The organism is Paraburkholderia sp. 35.1 (genome assembly GCF_050436525.1).
Taxonomy (GTDB): domain Bacteria; phylum Pseudomonadota; class Gammaproteobacteria; order Burkholderiales; family Burkholderiaceae; genus Paraburkholderia; species Paraburkholderia tuberum.
Genome location: NZ_JBNDMJ010000003.1, coordinates 782,313 through 797,944 on the forward strand (window position 1 = coordinate 782,313; position 15,632 = coordinate 797,944).

Consider the following 15,632-nt stretch of genomic DNA (forward strand, 5'->3'; position numbering starts at 1 on the left):
GAGCGCTCACTGCGCGACGGGCGCGGGCACCATCGCGGGCGGCCGATCGTCGGTGGGCACGCCGTGGTAGTCGGCGGGATCATGTGGTGGGCTGCCGCGATGCGCGGACGGATTGTCCGCACAGCCGGCGACGCCGGCGCACAACAGCAAGGCAAGAGTCAGAACGCGGGTCATTTTGCAATCGTCTCCGGGACAAAGCGATGGCGGACGTCCGCCATCGCGCCGAGAGTCTAACCGCAAAGCGCGTTCGGCGACGCCATCACACACCTCGTGCGTCGCCCGTTCCAGTTCGTGAGATTTCGCCGGACCTGCGCTACTATGGGTTCATGGCTGAACCTACCGGGAGACTGCCATGGACGGTGAATCGATCGCGGGCCTGATCGGGCTCGCAATAGGCCTGATCGTGCTGGCGGCGTTGTCGATCTTCGAATCGCGGGCCTACCGGCGTGAACACGATGGCGAGGGCATGCTGCACCACTGGACGCATCAGCATCTACATATGCCGCATTGGAGGCGTCCAAGGCATTGATGCGGGTGCATTGATGCGGGTGATCTTCGACTCTGACCGAATGGCCTCTGCCCGCGGCACCGGCATGTCACGGTGCGTCAGTCGCGCGTCCGCTCGATGACGCATTGACCGGCGTTGCGGCGCCTGCGCGCATCGAGGTCCGCTGGACGTGCGCAACGCCTTTCCGGTTCTTTGGGCATACCTACATCGAACGACGACGCTTCCTGCGTCGCTCTCTCCTTCTGCGCTTTCGTCCAAGGCCTCACTGCATCGAGCTTAACGGGTGATAGGCACATGCCTTGCTGGTTCCGATCCAGCAACAGACGCGCGACACGCGCGTCGATTGTTGCGGCGCGCGCGCCAAACCAGCGTGAAGATGCGGCCAGCGATTTCGCGGCCCCCTCAACAAGGAGAACGCCATGACCGTCGGAACCATCCTGCTAATCGTGCTCATCGTGCTGCTGATCGGCGCGTTGCCAAGCTGGCCGTATAGCAGCGGCTGGGGCTATCGGCCGACTGGACTCGTCGGCGTCGTGCTGATCATCGTGATCGTTCTGCTGTTGATGGGGCGTATATAGCCCACCGCGAGCCCGCTATGGTGAACGTCGTTGCCCGTGCGGTTTTGGTGCCGCCAAGGGATTGACGCTCCTGCCCGCACCCCCTATACTCTCGGATTCGTCGGAGCGTAGCGCAGCCTGGTAGCGCATCTGATTTGGGATCAGAGGGTCGTAGGTTCGAATCCTATCGCTCCGACCACGAAAAGCAGCTCGAAACCCGCGAAGCCTCCGGCTTCGCGGGTTTTTGCTTTTTTGGCTCGCGTTCACGTGGACGCCGACAGCCGACCCGTCAGGCACTCGCCTTGCAAATCATCACCTGCGCATGCGACAGTGCTTGAGGCAGGTACCTCGCCGCGAAGACGCGCAAGCCCGCCGCAACGCCATCCCAAGCCGCTCAAAAAGGAGACTCCCATGGACCTGATCCTCTGGCGTCACGCCGAAGCAGAAGATGTCGCCGCGAGCGATCTCTCCCGCGCGCTCACCACGCGCGGCCGCAAGCAGGCGCAGAACGCCGCGAAATGGCTGCGCGCCCGTTTGCCCGACGACGCGGTCATACTCGCGAGCCCCGCCGTGCGCACCATCCAGACCGCCGAGACGTTGAGCGACCAGTACCGCGTCGTGCGCGAACTGGCGCCGAACGCGAGCGCGAACGACGTCCTGGAAGCGGCCGGCTGGCCCGGCGGCATCGCGCAAACCGTCGTGATCGTCGGCCATCAACCGACGCTCGGCCACGTCGCCGCGCAACTGCTCGGCGACAGCCGCGCGAGCTGGCCACTGAAAAAAGCCGGCATCTGGTGGATCGAGAGCCGCGAGCGCAACGGCGAAGATGAGGCGGTGTTGCGCGCCGCCATCAGCCCCGATCTGATCTGAGCGCGCGTGTCGCGCCACGCCTCCGACATTACAGGCACCCACGCGAGGGCTTACGGGCAGTCATCCAATCGTCACGGCTTTGCCATGCGAGCGTCACCGCGCGTTACTACATTGGCGAAAAAAGAAATCCTCACTCTTTTCGACCAGGACAGCCAATGCGAGAACTGCCGACGCCCACCCTGCCCTTCACCTCGCTTTTCGAACCGCGCCGTCTGCCGCGCGCCGAGGAAACGGTCACCGCGCAGCATCGCCTGCAAGTGTCGTGGGCGCGTACCGACGAAGAGCTGCGTGAAGCGCAGCGTCTACGCTATCGCGTCTTCGCCGACGAAATGGGCGCACGCCTCAGCGGCCCCGCGGGCCTCGACGTCGATGCCTTCGATTCGTACTGCGACCATTTGCTGGTACGCGATCTCGACACGTTGAAAGTAGTCGGCACGTATCGCGCTCTGCCGCCGCATCAGGCCGCGCGCATCGGCCGTCTATATGCGGAAAGCGAGTTCGACGTGTCGCGTCTCACGCATCTGCGCGCGAAGATGGTCGAGGTCGGCCGCTCGTGCGTGCATCCGGACTATCGCAGCGGCTCGGTGATCATGTCGCTATGGGCTGGGCTCGCCGCGTACATGAAGCACAACGGCTACGAGACGATGCTCGGCTGCGCGAGCGTCGCGATGGCCGACGGCGGCCACTATGCGGCGAACCTGTATTGCTCGCTGCGCGACAACGCGCTGACCGCGCCCGAATATCGCGCGTTCCCGCATACGCCGCTGCCGGTCGACGAACTGCAGACGGGTGCCGCCGTCGCGCCGCCCCCGCTCGTGAAGGGCTACTTGCGTCTCGGCGCGAAGATTTGCGGCGCACCGGCGTGGGACCCCGACTTCAATACCGCGGATTTCCTGACGCTGTTCCGTCTGTCCGATATCAACGCGCGCTATGCGCGGCACTTCCTCGGCGATGCGTTGCCGCGATAAGCTGCGCCGAGATACGAAAAAGCCCTGCATTTGCAGGGCTTTTTTGTTCGTGCACACGCCGCGGATCGACGCGTGCGTCGATCCGCATCGCGTCAATCGTCCGTATAAACGACACGGTACGGAATCCCGACTTTCTCCCACTCCGCCGCCTCCTGGATCAGGCTGTAATCCGTCAACGGATTGTTGGCGACCCACTCGTTCGGCAAACGCACCTCGTAGCCGCTGTTCGCCTGAGCAACCGTGATGCCCGGCAGGCCGACGTCCGCGCGTCGACGGCACAGCAACGCCGCGAGCCGCAGACAGAACAGCAGCGGCCATTCGACGTCGCGCGTCTGCGACAGCTTGCCGAGCTTGCCCGCGTGGCCGAGCACGAGCGCGGCGAGGCGCGCCTGGTCGGTACGCGAAAAGCCCGGCATATCGGCATTGCTCGCGATATAAGCCGAGTGTTTGTGATACGCGCTATGCGAGATCGACAGCCCGATTTCGTGCAGCGACGCCGCCCAGCCGATGAACATGCGGTTTTCCGCGCGGCGTTCCTCGTCCGGTTCGACGAACTGGTCGTAGAAGCTCGTCGACAGATCGCGGATGCGCCCCGCCTGCGGGCGATCGACGCCATAGCGGCGCATGAAGCCCTCGACCGTCACCGTACGCATGTCCTCGTGCTGCGAACGGCCGAGCAGGTCGTACATGACGCCGAGGCGCAGCGCGCCGTCGGTGGTGTCGACATAGTCGACGCCCAGTTCGTCGAACACCGCGATCATGATCGACAGCCCGCCCGCGAGCACCGGCACGCGGTCGCTCTTCAGCGCAATCAGTTTCAGCCGGTTGACGTTTTCGGCCTTGATCAGCGCGCGCTTGAGCCGCTCGAGGCCGCCGCGCGAAATGCCGTGGGTGACGCCCGCATCGTTGAAATTGTTCGCCTCGACCAGTTCGGCGAGCGCGCGCGCGGTGCCCGACGAGCCGATCGCCTGCTCCCAGCCGGTCTTCTTGTATTCGGCGGAAATGATCTGGATTTCGCGGCGCGCGGCGAGCTCGGCCTGGCGCATCGTGTACTCGTCGACGTTGCCGGCCGGGAAAAACGCGCGGCTATGGCTCACGCAGCCGATATACAAGCTCTCCATCATGATCGGCGTGTAGTGCGAGCCGATGATGAATTCCGTCGAGCCACCGCCGATATCGACGACGAGCCGCTTGCCCGCGCTCGCCGGCACCGAGTGCGCGGCGCCCGCATAAATCAGGCGCGCTTCCTCGCGCCCGGCGATCACTTCGATCGGAAAACCGAGCGCGGCCTGCGCTTCGCCGAGAAATTCGCCCGCATTCTTCGCGATGCGCAGCGTATTGGTCGCGACCGCGCGCACGTGGTCCGGATGAAAATCGCGCAACCGCTCGCCGAAGCGCTTCAGCGCGTCCCAGCCACGCACCTGCGATGCGCGATCGAGCATCTTGTCGCTCGATAGCCCGGCCGCGAGCCGCACCGGCTCGCGCAAGGCGTCGACCTGATAGATCTGGCTGCCCGCGTCGGTTTCCTCGACCCGGCCCACGATGAGCCGGAAGCTGTTCGAACCGAGATCGACGGCGGCGAGGAGATGAGGAATATTGACCATCGGGTAAGCGTACTCCATGCGCGCGAGCGCCGCGGCTGCGGCCGAGGGCGTGGCGGCGGACTCCGGCAGCGCCACGCGCCTGCCCGGCGCCTTCGGCGCATGGTGCGCGTCGCGTCCAGCCGCACTGTTCAAAGACGCCATTCTAAGCGTAGCAGCCTTCACGGTGTCACCTCGCGGCGCAGGGAGTTCGGTATCGTCGCATAGGTAGCGCGTCATATTGACGACAGACGACGATTGCGGCATAAAATGTTAAAAACATCGCCGATGTCATCAGGACGTCATCAAACCGTGAGAATTTCCGAGCGTCTTTCCGTCTCCATTTCAGACATTCCAATCTCGCCGCCGATGTCCGTCCGCTATCCCCTATTGAATCGCGAGCTGGGCATTCTGGGTTTCAACGAGCGTGTGTTGGCGCAAGCCGCCGATCCCGCCGTCCCCTTGCTCGAACGTCTCCGCTTTATCTGCATCACCAGTAGCAACCTCGACGAATTCTTCGAAGTCCGCATGGCCGGGCTTCAGGAACAGATGGGCGACAACCCCGGCGCATTGTCGCCCGACGGCATGTCGCTGCTTCACATGTACGACCTCGTGGTCGAACGTGCGCAGAAGCTCGTGCATCGCCAGTACACGATGCTGCACGACACGGTGCTCACCGCGCTCGAACAGGAAGGCATCTATTTCCACGGCAACGAAGCCTGGAGCGACGCGCAGACCGAATGGGCGCGCAACTACTTCTTCAACGAACTGCTGCCGGTGCTCACGCCGATCGGTCTCGACCCCGCGCATCCGTTTCCGCGCGTGCTGAACAAGAGCCTGAACTTCGTCGTCGAGCTCGAGGGCAAGGACGCGTTCGGCCGTCAGGCGATGATGGGCATCGTGCAGGCGCCGCGCGCGCTGCCGCGACTCGTGCGCATGCCGCAGGAGCTGTCGGGTTATCCGCATGGCTTCGTGCTGCTGAGCTCGCTGCTCCAACACTTTGTCGGCGAGCTGTTTCCGAATCTCTTCGTGCGCAGCTGCAATCAGTTTCGCATCACGCGCAACAGCGAGCTGTTCGTCGACGAAGACGAAATCACCAATCTGCGCGTCGCGTTGCAGGGCGAACTGCCGGCGCGGCATCTGGGCAATGCGGTGCGGCTCGAAGTGTCGGCGGAAACGCCCACGCATGTGGTGCGGCGCCTGCTCGACGAAAGCGGTCTGTCGAACAAGGACTGCTACTACGTGAACGGCCCCGTCAATCTGGTGCGTCTGATGCAGCTGCCCGAGATGGTCGACCGGCCGGATCTGAAGTTCGTGCCGCACATTCCGTCGACGCCGAGGCAGATCGCCAACAGCGCGAGCATGTTCGACGTGATCGATCAGGGCGACGTGCTGCTGCATCATCCGTACGAGAGCTTCCAGCCGGTGCTCGAGCTGCTGTTGCAGGCGGCCAAGGACCCGAACGTGGTCGCGATCAAGCAGACCATCTATCGGACCGGCACCGACTCGCCGCTGATGGATGCGTTGATGCAGGCCGCGCGCAACGGCAAGGAAGTCACGGTGGTCGTCGAGCTGCTCGCGCGCTTCGACGAGGAAACCAACATCAACTGGGCCTCGCAGCTCGAAGCGGTCGGCGCGCACGTGGTCTACGGCGTAGTCGGCCACAAGTGCCACGCGAAGATGATGCTGATCGTGCGACGCGTGTCGGCGGGCGGCAAGTCGAGCCTGAAGCGCTACGTGCACCTCGGCACGGGCAACTATCACCCGCGCACCGCGCGCCTCTATACCGATTTCGGTCTGATGACCGCCGATCAGAAGATCTGCGAGGACGTGCACCATGTGTTCCAGCAGCTCACCGGCATCGGCGGCGAGCTGAAGCTGCACGAGCTGTGGCAGTCGCCGTTCACGCTGCATCCGAAGCTCGTCGACGCGATCCGCAAGGAAGCCGAGCATGCGCGCGCGGGCAAGAAGGCGCGCATCGTCGCGAAGATGAACGCGCTGCTCGAGCCGACGGTGATCGCCGAGCTTTACGAAGCATCGCAGGCCGGCGTGAAGATCGATCTGATCGTGCGCGGCGTGTGCTCGCTGCAGCCGGGCGTGCAAGGGCTCTCCGAGAACATCACGGTGCGCTCGATCGTCGGGCGCTTTCTCGAACACCATCGCATCTACTACTTCTACGACGGCGGCAAGGAACAGGTCTATCTGTCGAGCGCCGACTGGATGGATCGCAATCTGTTCCGGCGCGTCGAAGTCGCATTCCCGGTCAACAACCGGCGACTGAAGCGGCGCGTGATCGCGGAAGGGCTGTCGGCGTTTCTCGGCGACAACCAGTCGGCCTGGTTGATGCAGAGCGACGGTCACTACCGCCGGCGCCGGCCGGGCAAGGCGTCGCGCAATGCTCAGATGAGTCTGCTCGGCAAGTTCTGTTCGTAGTCGCCCGCGTTTCGGGTGCTCGCCGCGATGGCGGGCACCCGAAACGCGCGCATAAAAAAACCGCCTTTTTCAGGCGGTTTTTTTATGCGTCGACCAGTCGTACGACTGCCGCGTTCAAACCTGTGCGGTTTGACAGCGCGCCGTCCGATACACCGGAAAGCGCACCGTGAACGTGCTGCCGCGCCCTTCTTCGCTCTTCACGTCGAGTTGCGCATCGTGCCGTTGCAGTACGTGCTTGACGATCGCGAGACCGAGCCCGGTGCCGCCCGTGTCGCGCGAACGGCTGCGATCGACGCGATAGAAGCGCTCGGTGAGCCGCGGGATATCGGCGGCCGGAATGCCGAAGCCGCTATCGGTGACCGAGAACACCGCATGGCCACCCTGCGCACGCCAGTTGACCTTGATCGAGCCGCCGTCCGGCGTGTAGCGGATCGCGTTCGTCACCAGATTGCCGAATGCGCTGAAAATCTCGGTTTCGACGCCGGTGACGGTCAGCGCTTCGTCGGCATCGAAGACGATCTTGTGATGATCGCTGGACAGGCTCTGCGCGTCGTCATGCAGATGCCGCAACACCGCGCGCATGTCGATCATCTGATCGCTCGGCGGCTTGTTGTCGCCTTCGAGCGTCGCGAGCACGAGCAGATCGCTGACGATATGACGCATGCGCGACGCCTGCTGCTCCATCAGCTCGAGATAACGCGCGCGCTCGGCTTCGCCCAACGGCAGCTCGCGCATCGTCTCGAGAAAGCCGGACAACACCGTGAGCGGCGTTTTCAATTCGTGCGACACGTTGGCGACGAAGTCACGCCGCATCGCATCGGTGCGCTCGAGCTCGGTGATGTCCTGCGACAGCACGAGCTTGCGATTGTCGCCGTAAGGAAACACCTGCACCGACAGCACGTTCTGGCGCTTGTCGCCCATGCCGCGCATGATCAGCATTTCCTCGTACCGATGCGAATTCAGATAGCGCACGAAATCCGGATGACGCACCAGATGCGTGATGTGCTGACGCAGATCGCGCTTCGCATCGAGCCCAAAGTGGCTTTCGGAAATCGCGTTGCACCACTCGATCTGATCATGATCGTCGAGCATCGCGACACCGTTAGGCGACGCCTGGATCGCCTGGATGAAACGCGAATGCTGCTGCTCGACCTGGCGCACCTGGGCATGCCAGCGCTTCGCGAGCTTGTGCAGACGGTAGTAGATTTCGCCCCAGATGCCGGGGGCGCTCGGCACTTCGCCGTACACCGGCGCGTCGAGCAGACGCCACAGACGCTGTTTGTGGAAGGTACTGAAGACACTCTGTACGAGCAGCAGGACGATGGCGAGAGCGAGCCCTGCCTTGACGTTCAGCAGTGCGCCGACCACCGCGCACAGAACAGCAAGCAGCACGACCGACACGATGGAGCGCGCCCAGATGATGTTCATGGTCTAGCGATCGAAGAGAAAATACAGCGCAGGAGGAGGGTACGGCGGCACAGCGCAGTGCAATGCAGCGCGCCGCCGACGGCTATCAGGCGCTCTTCGCCAGCCGGTAACCGCTGCCGCGTACCGTTTCAATCATAGCATCGCACCCGGCCGGCTTGAGTGCCGCGCGCAGACGCTTGATATGCACGTCGACGGTCCGCTCTTCGACGAACACGTGATCGCCCCACACCTGATCGAGCAGTTGCGTGCGGCTGTGCACGCGCTCCGGGTGAGTCATGAAGAAGTGCAGCAGACGGAATTCGGTCGGGCCGAGATCGAGCTTGATCTCGCTGCCTTCCGCATGCGCGGCGACGCGGTGCGTGGCCGGATCGAGCTTCAGGCCGTTGATTGCGACCACGTCTTCGGTCAGCTGCGGCGCGCGGCGGCGCAGCACCGCCTTGATGCGCGCCATCAGTTCCTTCGGCGAGAACGGCTTCGTCACGTAGTCGTCGGCGCCGATCTCGAGGCCGAGCACCTTGTCCTGCTCGTCGCCTCGCGCGGTCAGCATGATGATCGGGATATGCTTCGTACGCTCGTTGTTGCGCAGATCGCGCGCAAACGAAATACCCGATTTACCCGGCAACATCCAGTCGAGCAGCACGAGATCGGGCAGTACGTCGCTGATCAGGTTGTGCGCCTGCTCCGCGTTGTACGCGCGAATCGGGCAGTGCCCGGCGTGTTGAAGATTGACCGAAATCAGTTCGGAAATGGCGGGCTCATCTTCAATGACGAGAATGCTGCTGGGCATCGGCACCTCTGTTCCTTATCTCTGGATTAGCTGAGCGCTTCGCGTTCGAGCGCGTCGCGCGACTGGTGCCGCACGTCGGTACCCTTGACGACGTAGATGATGAATTCCGCGATGTTCTTCGCGTGGTCGCCGATCCGCTCGATTGCCTTGGCGATGAACAGGAAGTCGAGGCCTACCGAGATCGAACGCGGATCTTCGGTCATATACGAAATCAGCTTGCGCACGAACGCGCGGAATTCCTCGTCGATCGCCTTGTCGTCGCGCACGATCTGCGCGGCGGCGACCGTGTCCAGACGCGCGAACGCGTCCAGCGCACGGCGCAGGATCGACACGGCCATTTCGCCCGACAGCTTGATCTCGGCGATGTTGATGGTGCGCGATGCGCCGTCTTCCATCAGACGCTTGGTGCGCTTCGCGATCTTTTCGGCTTCGTCGCCGGCGCGCTCGAGGTTCGTGATGGTCTTCGAGATCGCGATCAGCAAGCGCAGATCGCGCGCGGCCGGCTGACGGCGCGCGATGATGTTGCTGCACTCTTCGTCGATCTCGACTTCCATCTTGTTCAGACGGTCTTCGGCGACGATCACCTGCTCGGCGATGTCGAGGTCGAATTCGTTGAGCGCCTGCATCGCGTTGACGATCTGCGATTCGACGAGGCCGCCCATTTCGAGCACCTTCGACGAAACGAGGTTCAGGTCTGCGTCGAACTGGCTGGACAGATGTTTATCGGACATGTCGTACTCCGTTGTATTGCCCGGCGGATTAGCCGAAGCGGCCAGTGATGTAGTCCTCGGTTTCCTTGCGGACCGGCTTGATGAAGATCTTTTCGGTGTCGCCGAATTCGATCAGTTCGCCGAGGTACATATAGGCAGTGTAGTCCGAACAGCGGGCCGCCTGCTGCATGTTGTGCGTGACGATCACCACCGTGTAGTCGCTCTTGAGTTCAGCGATCAGCTCTTCGATACGGCCCGTCGAAATCGGGTCGAGCGCCGAGCAGGGCTCGTCGAGCAGCAGCACTTCGGGGCGAATTGCAATACCGCGCGCGATGCACAGACGCTGCTGCTGGCCGCCCGACAAACCGTAGCCGCTCTGGCCGAGCTTGTCCTTCACTTCGTTCCACAGCGCCGCCTTGGTCAGCGCCCATTCGACGCGGTCGTCCATTTCCGAGCGTGACAGCTTCTCGAACATCTTCACGCCGAAAGCGATGTTGTCGTAGATCGACATCGGGAACGGCGTCGGCTTCTGGAACACCATGCCGATGCGCGCGCGCAGCAGCGAAATGTCCTGGCGCATGGTCAGCAGGTTTTCGCCGTCCATCACGATCTCGCCTTCCGCGCGCTGCTCCGGATAGAGCGCGTACATCTTGTTGAAGGTACGCAGCAGCGTGGACTTGCCGCAGCCCGACGGGCCGATGAACGCGGTCACCTTGCCTTCGGGAATCTGCAGATTGACGTTCTTCAGCGCGTGATACTTGCCGTAGAAGAAGTTGAGGTCCTTGACCTCGATCTTCGGACGCGACGGCGTTTGCGCGTGAGCGCTGTGTTCGGGGTCGGAGCCCGCGGGCGCGGCTGCGTGCCCGATCGGATTGAGTTGGGTTTCTGCTACGTTCATCGGATTCACTCCGCCCTTACTTGTTCGAGAAGATCGTGCGCGCGAGGACGTTCAGTCCCAGCACCGCGAGCGTGATCAGAAAGACGCCGGCCCACGCGAGCGATTGCCACTGCGCGAACGGGCTCATCGCAAACTTGTAGATCGTGACCGGCAGGTTCGCGACCGGCTGACCCATATCGACCGAGAAGAACTGGTTCGACAAAGCGGTGAAGAGCAGCGGTGCGGTTTCGCCGGCAATTCGCGCGACACCGAGCAGCACACCGGTGACGATGCCCGCGATCGACGCCTTCAGCGTGATCGACAGCACCATCTTCCACTTCGGCGTGCCGAGCGCGAACGCGGCTTCACGCATCGCATTCGGCACGAGCTTCAGCATGTTTTCGGTCGTGCGAATCACGATCGGAATCTGCAGCAGCGCCAGTGAGAGCACGCCGGCCCAGCCGCTGAAGTGGCCCATCTTCACGACGACGAGCGCGTAGACGAACAGACCGATGACGATCGACGGCGCCGACAGCAGGATGTCGTTGATGAAGCGCGTGAGGTTCGCGAGCCAGCCTTTCTGGCCGTATTCGGCGAGATAGACGCCCGCCATGATGCCGATCGGCGTGCCGACGAAGGTCGCGAGCCCGACCAGCAACAGGCTGCCGACGATCGCGTTGGCGAGACCGCCGCCATCGGTGTTCGGCGGCGGCGTCGACTGCGTGAACAGTTCGATCGACAGACCACCGATACCGAGACGCAGCGTCGTATAGAGAATCCACACGAGCCACAGCAGGCCGAACGCCATCGCCGCGAGCGACAGCGTCAGCGCAAGCGCGTTGGTCATGCGACGGCGCCCTTGCAGACGCACGCGCATCGTTTCGAGCGTCGCGGCGTCCTTCAGACCCGGCATGTTCAGGGACGGCCCGCTCATTTCGCGCCCTCCCCTTTCTCGAGACGTAGCAGCATGATTTTCGAAATCGCCAGCACGATGAATGTAATCACGAACAGGATCAGGCCGAGCTCCATCAGCGCCGACGTATGCAGGCCCGGCTCCGCTTCCGCGAACTCGTTGGCGAGCGCCGACGTGATGCTGTTGCCCGGCGAAAACAGCGAAATATTGTCGAGCAGGTTGGTGTTGCCGATTACGAACGTGACCGCCATCGTCTCACCCAGCGCGCGGCCGAGGCCGAGCATGATGCCGCCGATCACACCGCTCTTGGTGAACGGCAGCACGATCTTCCACATCACTTCCCACGTCGTGCAGCCGATACCGTACGCCGATTCCTTCAGCAGCACCGGCGTCACTTCGAACACGTCGCGCATCACCGCCGCGATGTACGGGATGATCATGATCGCAAGGATCACGCCCGCGCACAGAATGCCGATGCCGATCGGCGGACCGGCGAACAGCGCGCCGACGATCGGAATGCCGCCGAGCACCGCGCCTAGCGGCTTCTGGAACCACACCGCGAAGATCGGCGCGAACACGAGCAGACCCCACATGCCGTACACGATAGACGGAATCGCGGCGAGCAGCTCGATCGCGATGCCGAGCGGCCGGCGCAGCCACGCGGGCGACAGTTCGGTGAGAAATAGCGCGATACCGAAGCTGACGGGCACCGCGATGAGCAGAGCGATGATCGACGTCGCGAGGGTGCCGTAGATCGGCACGAGCGCGCCAAATTGCTTGCTGGGTGGATCCCACACCGCCGTCCACAGGAACGCGAGACCGAACTCCCGAATCGACGGCATCGAGGCGACGATCAGCGACACGATGATGCCGCCGAGCAGCAGCAGCGTGACGATGGCGGAAAGGCGTGCGAGGCCGCCGAAGATCACATCGCCCGAGCGGCCAGGCGCTTTCTGCTGCGACGCGCTGCCAGGCGGAGTGGCCCGGCCCGTGCCGGACCCTAAATGAATATCGGACATGAGAGCCTGAGGGACCTGTTTCCAGTTGCCGGACGACACATGTCGGGCGGTCGGTGATGCATGCGGCGCATGCCGCGTGAATGTCACAGGCCGTCCTCGCACGAGGACGGCCGGGGTGCTACAGGGCGCGGCCCAGATCGACCGCGCCAGCTTACGCCTGTTACTCGTCGAGCGTCTTGCCTGCCGAATCCTTGATCTTCTGCTTCCACTGCGTGCGGATTTCCGAGACGACCGACTGCGGCAGCGAGATGTAGTCCAAATCGTTCGCAGCCTGGCCGCCGTTCTTGAACGCCCAGTCGAAGAACTTCAGCGTTTCCGCGCCTTGCGGTGCCTTGTCCTGCGTCGTGTGCAGCAGCACGAACGTCGCGCCGACGATCGGCCATGCGTTCTTGCCCGGCTCGTTCGTCAGGATCTGATAGAACGACTTCGACCAGTCGGCGCCGGCCGCCGCTGCCTTGAACGTGTCGGTCTCCGGCTGAACCACCGCGCCGGATTCGTTCTTCATCGCGACGTAGTTCATGTGGTTCTGCTTGGCGTACGCCCATTCGACGTAACCGATCGCGCCCGGCAGACGCTGCACGAAAGCCGCGACGCCGTCGTTGCCCTTGCCGCCCGTGCCGGTCGGCCAGTTGACCGTCGCACCTTCACCGACCTTCGTCTTCCATTCCGGGTTGACCTTCGACAGGTAGTTCGTCCAGATGAAGCTGGTGCCCGAACCGTCGGCGCGACGCACCACGGCGATGTCCAGATCCGGCAGCTTGACCTTCGGGTTCAGCGCGACGATTGCCGGGTCGTTCCACTTCTTGATCTTGCCCAGGTAGATGTCGCCGAGCACTTCACCCGACAGCACCAGTTCGCCCGGCTTGACGCCCGGCACGTTGACTGCCGGCACCACGCCGCCGACCACCGTCGGGAACTGGAAGAGGCCTGCCTTCGCGAGTTCGTCGTCCTTCAGCGGAGCGTCCGAGCCTGCGAAATCGACGGTCTTCGCCTCGATCTGCTTGATGCCGCCCGACGAACCGATGCCTTGGTAGTTAACCTTGCCGCCGCCGGTCTTCTGATAAGCGTCGGCCCACTTCGTGTAAATCGGTGCCGCGAACGTGCTGCCCGCGCCGGTGATGTCTGCGGCTTGCGCTGCGATTGCGAAGAGCGCGCCAGCGACGCCAGCGAACACGGTTTGCATCAATTTCATGAGACCTCCAAGGGGGTGTGAGCGTGTGGTGTGAGCGTGAAACTCGAACACCGCGAAGCTTAGGGTCTCTTTATGACAAAAACGTGACTGATAATGAATCAAATGTGACAGTAATATTACCCCGTGAAAGGTGCCGAAGCCGCCGAATTGCCGCTGTGCCGATGCCCGTTGCATCGCATTTTTCGAGGTAGACAAAAAAAATGGGGCGCGAACGTTTGCGCTGCGCGCGGAGGTCGTTTTTGTGCGGGATGTGCCGTCCTTTTGGCGGCTGCGGAGTGGGGATTCGATGGGGTGAGGAATGAGCCTTCGTTGGGTATGAAAGCCCGGCCGCGCAGTTTACGGAGCCCGCTGAATCTTCTGCTTGCGACGCTCAGGCAGGCGGCAAGCGGTCGCCACCGCCCGCCGTCGACTCGGGAATCGATCAGGCCGTCGCTACCCGCACGGCTTCGGCAATCGCTTCAGAATGCTCGAGCGCGTCCGCGACGTTCTGCGCCTCCACCATCACGCGCAGTACCGGCTCGGTGCCCGACGCGCGGATCAGCACGCGGCCGCGGCCGTCGAGCGCGCCTTCGGCCACCTTGATCGCACTGCGGATCGTCTCGCTGCCCTTCCAGTCCGAGCCGGGCTTCATGCGCACGTTGATCAGCTTCTGCGGAAACAGGGTGACACCGTCGAGCAGATCCGTGAGCGATTTGGCGCTGCGCTGCATCGCCGCCAGCACGAGCAGAGCGGACACGATGCCGTCACCGGTCGAATGGCGATCGAGTGACAGAATGTGGCCCGAACCTTCGGCGCCGAGCTGCCAGCCGTGCTCGCGAAGCTGTTCGAGCACATAGCGGTCGCCGACCGCGGCGCGCACGAACTTGACGCCGGCATTCTGCAGCGCGACCTCCACGGCCATGTTGGTCATCAGCGTGCCGACCGCTCCTTCCACGTGGCCAGCGGTCGCGATACGGTCCTTGACCAGCACGTACAACAGCTCGTCGCCGTTGAAAAGGCGGCCGGACTCGTCGACGACCTGCAGACGGTCGGCGTCGCCATCGAGCGCGATACCGAGGTCCGCGTGGTTTGCGCGCACCGCGCGAACCAGCGCATCCGGCGCGGTCGCGCCGACGCCGTCGTTGATATTGAAGCCGTTCGGCGAGACGCCGATCGGGATCACTTCCGCGCCGAGCTCATGGAACACGTGCGGCGCGACGTCGTACGCGGCGCCATGCGCGCAATCGACGACGAGCTTCATGCCGCGCAGGTCGTACGCGGCCGGGAACGTGCTCTTGCAGAACTCGATGTAGCGGCCACCTGCGTCATCGAGACGGCGCGCTTTGCCCAGTTGCTCGGAGGCCGCGCACGCGAGCGGCAGTTCGAGCTGCTCCTCGATCTGCGCCTCGACGTCGTCCGGCAGCTTGTTGCCGTCGGCCGAGAAGAACTTGATGCCGTTGTCGTAGTACGGGTTGTGCGATGCGCTGATCACGACACCCGCGGCAAGCCGCAGTGCGCGCGTCAGATAGGCGATGCCGGGTGTCGGCATCGGGCCGGCCAGCATCACGTCGACGCCGGCGGCCGAGAAGCCCGATTCGAGCGCGGCTTCGAGCATGTAGCCCGACACCCGCGTGTCCTTGCCGATCAGCACGGTCGGACGGGTGCCTGTTTTCGCCCATTGATCGGCGCCCGCGAGCACCTTGCCGGCCGCATAGCCGAGCCGCAACACGAATTCCGGCGTGATCGGGCCTTCGCCGACCTTGCCCCGAATGCCGTCCGTTCCGAAGTAACGACGTGCCATGTTTGTTCTC

At 63.5% G+C, this 15,632-nt stretch carries 15 protein-coding genes and 1 tRNA gene; 6 read left to right on the forward strand and 10 right to left on the reverse strand.

The features are described from left to right. Positions 1-6 precede the first annotated feature (6 nt). Positions 7-174 (reverse strand): hypothetical protein, encoded by a 168-nt coding sequence (locus tag OKW27_RS23580; protein WP_167368601.1) that lies wholly within the window; start codon positions 172-174, stop codon positions 7-9. Positions 175-352: 178 nt separating this feature from the next. On the opposite strand from OKW27_RS23580, the gene OKW27_RS23585 reads away from it, so the two are divergent. The 5 genes from OKW27_RS23585 (at position 353) to OKW27_RS23605 (ending at position 2,903) form a co-directional block, all read left to right on the forward strand. Then, a complete protein-coding gene (locus OKW27_RS23585) occupies positions 353-529 on the forward strand; it encodes a hypothetical protein (protein ID WP_368595306.1) in 177 nt (58 codons plus the stop codon). 398 nt (positions 530-927) lie between these two features. Continuing rightward, positions 928-1,086 carry a DUF3309 family protein gene (locus tag OKW27_RS23590; protein ID WP_429335052.1) on the forward strand — a complete coding sequence of 53 codons (159 nt, stop codon included), beginning with the start codon at positions 928-930 and terminating at the stop codon, positions 1,084-1,086. Positions 1,087-1,187: 101 nt separating this feature from the next. Next, a tRNA-Pro gene (locus OKW27_RS23595) sits at positions 1,188-1,264 on the forward strand. A 212-nt stretch (positions 1,265-1,476) separates the two neighbouring features. After that, the gene (locus OKW27_RS23600; protein ID WP_018421227.1) at positions 1,477-1,935 is read left to right on the forward strand and encodes a SixA phosphatase family protein; all 459 of its coding nucleotides are present in this window, start codon (positions 1,477-1,479) and stop codon (positions 1,933-1,935) included. A 155-nt stretch (positions 1,936-2,090) separates the two neighbouring features. Further along, a complete protein-coding gene (locus tag OKW27_RS23605; protein ID WP_090801095.1) occupies positions 2,091-2,903 on the forward strand; it encodes a GNAT family N-acetyltransferase in 813 nt (270 codons plus the stop codon). Between the two features lie 92 nt (positions 2,904-2,995). Here the strand turns inward: OKW27_RS23605 and ppx are convergent, their stop codons facing one another. Next, a complete protein-coding gene (gene ppx, locus OKW27_RS23610) occupies positions 2,996-4,648 on the reverse strand; it encodes an exopolyphosphatase (RefSeq protein ID WP_429335053.1) in 1,653 nt (550 codons plus the stop codon). 204 nt (positions 4,649-4,852) lie between these two features. On the opposite strand from ppx, the gene ppk1 reads away from it, so the two are divergent. Next, a complete protein-coding gene (gene ppk1 / locus OKW27_RS23615) occupies positions 4,853-6,916 on the forward strand; it encodes a polyphosphate kinase 1 (protein WP_429293600.1) in 2,064 nt (687 codons plus the stop codon). A 114-nt stretch (positions 6,917-7,030) separates the two neighbouring features. On the opposite strand, the gene phoR is transcribed toward ppk1, so the two are convergent. From phoR to glmM, 8 genes are all read right to left on the reverse strand, one after another. Then, positions 7,031-8,344 carry a phosphate regulon sensor histidine kinase PhoR gene (gene phoR, locus OKW27_RS23620; protein ID WP_187610851.1) on the reverse strand — a complete coding sequence of 438 codons (1,314 nt, stop codon included), beginning with the start codon at positions 8,342-8,344 and terminating at the stop codon, positions 7,031-7,033. Between the two features lie 85 nt (positions 8,345-8,429). Further along, positions 8,430-9,131, reverse strand: coding sequence for a phosphate regulon transcriptional regulator PhoB (phoB, locus tag OKW27_RS23625; protein ID WP_008922879.1), 702 nt, complete (start codon positions 9,129-9,131; stop codon positions 8,430-8,432). A 26-nt stretch (positions 9,132-9,157) separates the two neighbouring features. Beyond that, complete coding sequence (gene phoU, locus OKW27_RS23630; RefSeq protein WP_429335054.1) at positions 9,158-9,862, reverse strand: phosphate signaling complex protein PhoU; 705 nt, start codon at positions 9,860-9,862, stop codon at positions 9,158-9,160. A 28-nt stretch (positions 9,863-9,890) separates the two neighbouring features. After that, positions 9,891-10,739, reverse strand: a complete 849-nt coding sequence (gene pstB, locus OKW27_RS23635) for a phosphate ABC transporter ATP-binding protein PstB (protein ID WP_090801100.1) — start codon at positions 10,737-10,739, stop codon at positions 9,891-9,893. 16 nt (positions 10,740-10,755) lie between these two features. Further along, positions 10,756-11,652, reverse strand: coding sequence for a phosphate ABC transporter permease PstA (gene pstA / locus OKW27_RS23640; RefSeq protein WP_187610850.1), 897 nt, complete (start codon positions 11,650-11,652; stop codon positions 10,756-10,758). Then, positions 11,649-12,650: a phosphate ABC transporter permease PstC gene (gene pstC / locus OKW27_RS23645; protein ID WP_429335055.1), complete on the reverse strand. Its 1,002-nt coding sequence runs from the start codon at positions 12,648-12,650 to the stop codon at positions 11,649-11,651. The genes pstA and pstC overlap by 4 nt, the downstream gene beginning before the upstream one ends. A 160-nt stretch (positions 12,651-12,810) precedes the next feature. Next, positions 12,811-13,842: a phosphate ABC transporter substrate-binding protein PstS gene (pstS, locus tag OKW27_RS23650; protein ID WP_090801106.1), complete on the reverse strand. Its 1,032-nt coding sequence runs from the start codon at positions 13,840-13,842 to the stop codon at positions 12,811-12,813. A 421-nt stretch (positions 13,843-14,263) separates the two neighbouring features. Next, the gene (gene glmM / locus OKW27_RS23655; protein ID WP_187610849.1) at positions 14,264-15,622 is read right to left on the reverse strand and encodes a phosphoglucosamine mutase; all 1,359 of its coding nucleotides are present in this window, start codon (positions 15,620-15,622) and stop codon (positions 14,264-14,266) included. Positions 15,623-15,632: the final 10 nt, after the last annotated feature.